The organism is Kitasatospora sp. NPDC001664, assembly GCF_053596675.1.
In genome coordinates, this window is record NZ_JBSFGS010000078.1 from 1 (window position 1) to 5,042 (window position 5,042).

A 5,042-nucleotide genomic window follows, 5' to 3' on the forward strand; every position below is an offset into this window, starting at 1 on the left:
CCCATCATCACCCTCGACGCACGCCGCCGGGACAGCGCCAAGAGCGCCCTCATCACCCTCGTCGAACACGCCCTCCTCGCCCGACTCCGCTGATGAAGCGCTGATGAAGAGCCTGGGCGGGCCCGATAACGGTTCGATAGGCATTTAAAGATCGAAAGTAACTCTCGGTGACGACCGGGCTGCGTGCCGCAGCATTCAGCCCGGATAAGTCACCGAATGTCTGAATTGCACGTACCAAAACGTGCGCAGATGCCTGTTTGTCCCGCATCCGCGCACGTGCTCCAATGCCAGCTACCCCGTAGTCACCCTGGCAGTTCCACCCAGCAGCGGGCTGCGGCGAGCGGGGATGAGAGAGGTTGTTGTCGAGTGAGGCGTAACCAGCCAGTCACCGAGCAGCGGCGCTCCGAGCCCCGCCAGAACGAGCCGGGCGGTTTCTCGGCGTTCGCGCCGAGTGCCGAGGAGCGGCCCGCCCCCGCCGCCGTTCCCGCGCCCGCGGTGTCCACCAAGCCCAACGCCAAGGACGAGCGCCGGAGTTCCGGCCGGTACGAGTTCCTCGCACCGCGCAACTGGCGGGTGCCCACCCGCCTGATAGCGATCCTGCTCATCCCGGTCGTGATCTCCCTGGTCTTCGGCGGGCTCCGGGTCAACAGCTCCTTCGACGACTTCGTCAAGGCGACCCACGCCGAGAAGACCGCGCTGCTCGCCAAGGCCGCCACCGAGCTGGCCGACTCCCTGGAATCCGAGCGCGACCTGACCGCCATCCCGCTGATGGTCGGCCAGGACCCGCAGGGCGAGGTCCCCAAGCGCCGCGCCAAGACCGACCAGGCGCTGGCCGCGTACAAGGCCGCGTTCGCCGAGGTCTCCGACGACCCGCTGCTGGCCCGCCGCAACGAGGCCTTCCAGCAGCTCGCGGTGCACCTGCCGCACCTGCGCGAGAACGCCTACAAGCGCGAGCTCTACATCACCGCGACCCAGGCCGCCTACTCGAACCTGATGGCCCCGCTGATGGCCTTCGACAACTCGGTCGGCTTCGGCTCCTCCACGGTCACCAGCAAGGGCCGCGCGATCTACGCCATGTCGCTGGCCAAGGCCTCCGCCTCGACCCAGCGGGTGCTGATGCTCAACCTGCTGGTCGGCACCAGCCAGCACATCCTCACCAAGCAGGAGACCTCCGAGCTCCTCCAGCAGCTGGCCGTGGCCAACAAGCTGGAGCAGGTCTCGCTCAACGAGTTCTCCACCGGCAGCGCGCCCGAGGACGCCCGCGCCTACTCGGACGCCCAGGTCGCCCAGGCCTCCGCCGACCAGCGCGCCGCGCTGAAGATGCCCGGCACCGACGTCGCGCCCACCATGAGCGGCCTGCTCGTGCTCGGCCTGTCCTTCATGAGCAGCAGCTCCACGCTCAGTGACGGCGCCGCCGAGGCCGCCGCCAACGCCGGCCTCAACCCGCCGAACTGGCAGCAGGCCACCGCGAGCCACATCAGCTCGCTGCGCAACACCGAGTCCAAGCTCCTCGACGAGGTCGTCGACGCCGCCGCGAACATCAAGAACCGCGCGCAGAACGACATGATCCTCAACTCGGTCATCGTCGTGGTCTCGCTGGCCCTGGCCGGTCTGCTCACCGGCCTGATCGCCCGCTCGATGATCCTCGGCATGCGCACCCTGAACGCCGCCGCGCTCGACATCGCCAACCACCGTCTGCCGGACCTGGTCGAGAAGCTCTCCAAGACCGACCCGGACCGGGTGGACACCTCCGTCGCGCCCATCCCGCTGCACGGCAAGGACGAGATCGGCGAGGTCGCCCGCGCCTTCGACCAGGTCCACCAGCAGGCGGTCTCGCTCGCCGCCGAGCAGGCCCTGCTGCGAGGGAACGTCAACGCGATCTTCACCAACCTGTCGCGCCGCAGCCAGAGCCTGATCCAGCGTCAGCTCGCGCTGATCACCGACCTGGAGAACAACGAGGCCGACCCGGACCAGCTGGAGAACCTCTTCAAGCTGGACCACCTCGCCACCCGCATGCGCCGCAACGGCGAGAACCTCCTCGTCCTCGCGGGCGAGGAGGCCGGCCGCCGCTGGAACACCCCGGTCCCGCTGGTCGACGTGCTCCGCGCCGCCGCCTCCGAGGTGGAGCAGTACGAGCGCGTGGAGCTGGCCGGCATCCCCGAGGCCGAGGTCATCGGCGCCGCCGTGACCGACCTCGTCCACCTGCTGGCCGAGCTGCTGGAGAACGCCACCACCTTCTCCAGCCCGCAGACCCGGGTGCTGGTCAACGCCACCCGCCTGCCGGACGGCCGGGTGCTGGTCGAGATCCACGACAAGGGCATCGGCCTCACCGCCGAGGACTTCGCCGAGATCAACGAGAAGCTGGCCGAGCCGCCCACGGTCGACGCCACCATCTCCCGCCGCATGGGCCTGTTCGTGGTCGGCCGGCTGTCCCAGCGGCACGACATCCGCGTCCAGCTGCGCCCCTCGGGCGAGTCCGCGGGCACCACCTCGCTGGTGATGCTCCCGCAGCACCTGACCCACATGGCCCTGGCCCCGGAGCCCGAGGAGCAGTTCACCGTCTCCCGGATCTTCGCGGAGCAGGAGGGCCAGGTCAGCTGGGAGGAGGCCCAGGGCCGCAGCGCGGCCGAGCTCGGCTTCGACGACCACCTGACCGGCCACGGCGGCAGCAGCGGCTTCAGCCCCGCGCTGGAGTCCATGCAGCGCTCGCAGCGGCTCGACCAGCGCCGCCGGGCCGCCCTGGAGGCGGGCCCCGAGGACGCCGGCCAGGTCATCGACGCCGAGGTCGAGGAGACCCCGTACGCCGAGGACGCCTACGGCTACCAGGGCCAGTACGGCCAGGGCCAGGACTCCTTCGGTCAGGGCCAGTACGCCCAGGACCCGTACGGCCGCGACCAGTACGGCCAGGAGCAGTACGGCCAGCCGTACGCGCCGGCCGACTCCTACGGCTACCAGGAGCCGCACCACCAGGACGCCCCGTACGGCGGCCAGCAGTACGGCCGGACCGAGTACGCCGAGCCCGAGTACGCGGAGGCGGCCGCGGCCGACTACCAGCCGTACGGGCAGGACTACGGCTACGGACAGCAGGGCGGCTTCCAGCAGGCCCAGGAGCGCTACGAGGAGCCCTCGGGCCACCCGTACGGCTCCGAGCCCGCCGCGCTGCCCCCGGCCGCTCCGACGGCCCCTGCGAGCCCGCTGCTCGGCTCCGGCCTGCCGCAGCGCCGCCCGGGCCAGCAGCTGGCCGGCGGCGGCTTCCCGTCCGCCCGTCAGGACGAGGCTCCGGCCCCCGGCGACAAGCCGAACTGGTTCACCGGCGCCAAGGACACCTCCGCCCCGGCGGAGGAGAACCGCGGCCACGACGTGTCGGCGCTCGGCGGCTACGGCCCCACCGGCCCGACCGCCGCTCCGCAGCAGGAGTGGCAGTCGCCCAACGACGGCGACTGGCAGCGGGCCGGCCAGCTCCGCGAGCCGGCCGCCGCCGGCACCACCGACTCGGGCCTGCCGCGCCGGGTGCCCAAGCAGAACCTGGTCGCGGGCAACGCCAAGCCCACCGCCCAGGACGGCCCGCAGGTCTCCCGCAGCCCCGAGGAGGTGCGCGGCCGGCTGACCAACCTGCGCCGTGGCGTCGAGCAGGGCCGCAGCGCGGGCGGCGACCCGGGTGCCACCGGTAGTTTCCGGATCGACCCCCAGCAGCACGACAGCACCACCGATCTCTTCGGCGGCTCGAACCAGCAGGAGCGTTGAGTTGACCCAGATGAGCCAGGCCGCACAGAACCTGAACTGGCTGATCACCAATTTCGTGGACAACACCCCTGGGGTGTCCCACACCGTGGTGGTCTCCGCCGACGGGCTCCTGCTCGCCATGTCCGAGGGCTTCCCCCGCGACCGCGCCGACCAGCTCGCCGCCGTCGCCTCCGGCCTCACCTCCCTCACCTCCGGCGCCAGCCGGATCTTCGAGGGCGGCGAGGTCAACCAGACCGTGGTCGAGATGGAGCGCGGCTTCCTCTTCCTGATGGCCGTCAGCGACGGATCCTCGCTGGCCGTGCTGGCTTCGCCGGACTCCGACATCGGTCTGGTGGGCTACGAGATGGCCCTCCTGGTGGACCGCGCCGGAGCCGTTCTCACCCCCGCGCTGCGCGCGGAACTCCAGGGCAGTCTCCTGCACTGACGGTTCGTCGGATACCGTCCTGGTATTCGAAAGACCTCATTGCCCGTCCCCGGGCCCTCGCGGGCCCGGGTTCGGGCGTTGTACGGCCTTCGCACAACGGGTGACGATCCGTCAGGATCGTTACCAGCACCGCACCGCCGCACCTTGTGAGGAGAGGAACCGTGACCCCGCCCGACGACCGCAGCGGCCAGTACGGCGTTCCGTACCCTGGCACCGGCCATGACGCCTTCGGAGCTCCCGGCGTCGTCGGCCACGGTCAGCCGTACGGACAACAGCAGTACGGCCAGCCGCAGTTCGCGCAACCGCAGTTCGACCAGCAGCAGCAGTACGGGCTGCCGGAGCAGCAGCAGCCGTACGACGGGCAGCAGTTCGCCCGCCAGCCGCAGCCCGGCTACCAGGACTACCAGGGCTACTCCGGCTCCGAGTCCTACCAGGACCACCCCGAAGACCCGGGCCAGGCCGACGAGTTCGACGACGAGGAGGAGTCCGGACCGCTGATCCGGCCCTTCGCGATGACCGGCGGCCGCACCCGGCCGCGTTACGAACTGGCCTTGGAGGCACTGGTTTCGGCCAATGTCAGCCAGGACCGGCTGGCTTCGCTGCTCCCCGAGCACCAGCGGATCTGCATGCTGTGCACCGAGGTGAAGTCCGTCGCGGAGGTCTCCGCGCTGCTCAACATCCCCCTGGGAGTGGCGCGCATCCTGGTCGCCGACCTGGCCGAGGCCGGTCTCGTCGCCATCCACCAGCCCGCTGCCGGCGGCGAATCCGGCAACCAGCCCGACGTCACGCTGCTCGAAAGGGTCCTCAGTGGACTTCGCAAGCTCTAACGCGGCCGCCCCCAGCCGCGCCACCACCTCCGCGAAGATCGTCGTCG

At 70.8% G+C, this 5,042-nt stretch carries 3 protein-coding genes and 1 pseudogene; all 4 read left to right on the forward strand.

Annotation, left to right across the window (positions count from 1 at the left end; all coding sequences use genetic code 11):
- Positions 1-93: pseudogene (locus ACWCYY_RS40605) on the forward strand (ATP-binding protein); the annotation flags it as partial.
- A gap of 273 nt (positions 94-366) precedes the next feature.
- Positions 367-3,744 carry a sensor histidine kinase gene (locus tag ACWCYY_RS40610; RefSeq protein WP_449798951.1) on the forward strand — a complete coding sequence of 1,126 codons (3,378 nt, stop codon included), beginning with the start codon at positions 367-369 and terminating at the stop codon, positions 3,742-3,744.
- A 10-nt stretch (positions 3,745-3,754) separates the two neighbouring features.
- On the forward strand, positions 3,755-4,168 hold the full coding sequence (locus ACWCYY_RS40615) for a roadblock/LC7 domain-containing protein (RefSeq protein ID WP_073926035.1): 414 nt from the start codon (positions 3,755-3,757) through the stop codon (positions 4,166-4,168).
- Positions 4,169-4,329: 161 nt separating this feature from the next.
- Positions 4,330-4,995 carry a DUF742 domain-containing protein gene (locus tag ACWCYY_RS40620; protein ID WP_345289557.1) on the forward strand — a complete coding sequence of 222 codons (666 nt, stop codon included), beginning with the start codon at positions 4,330-4,332 and terminating at the stop codon, positions 4,993-4,995.
- Positions 4,996-5,042: the final 47 nt, after the last annotated feature.

What these genes read in the sequence shown, in the direction of transcription:
- ACWCYY_RS40615 (WP_073926035.1), top strand. Translation starts at nt 3,755, where the DNA reads ATGAGCCAGGCCGCACAGAACCTGAACTGGCTGATCACCAATTTCGTG.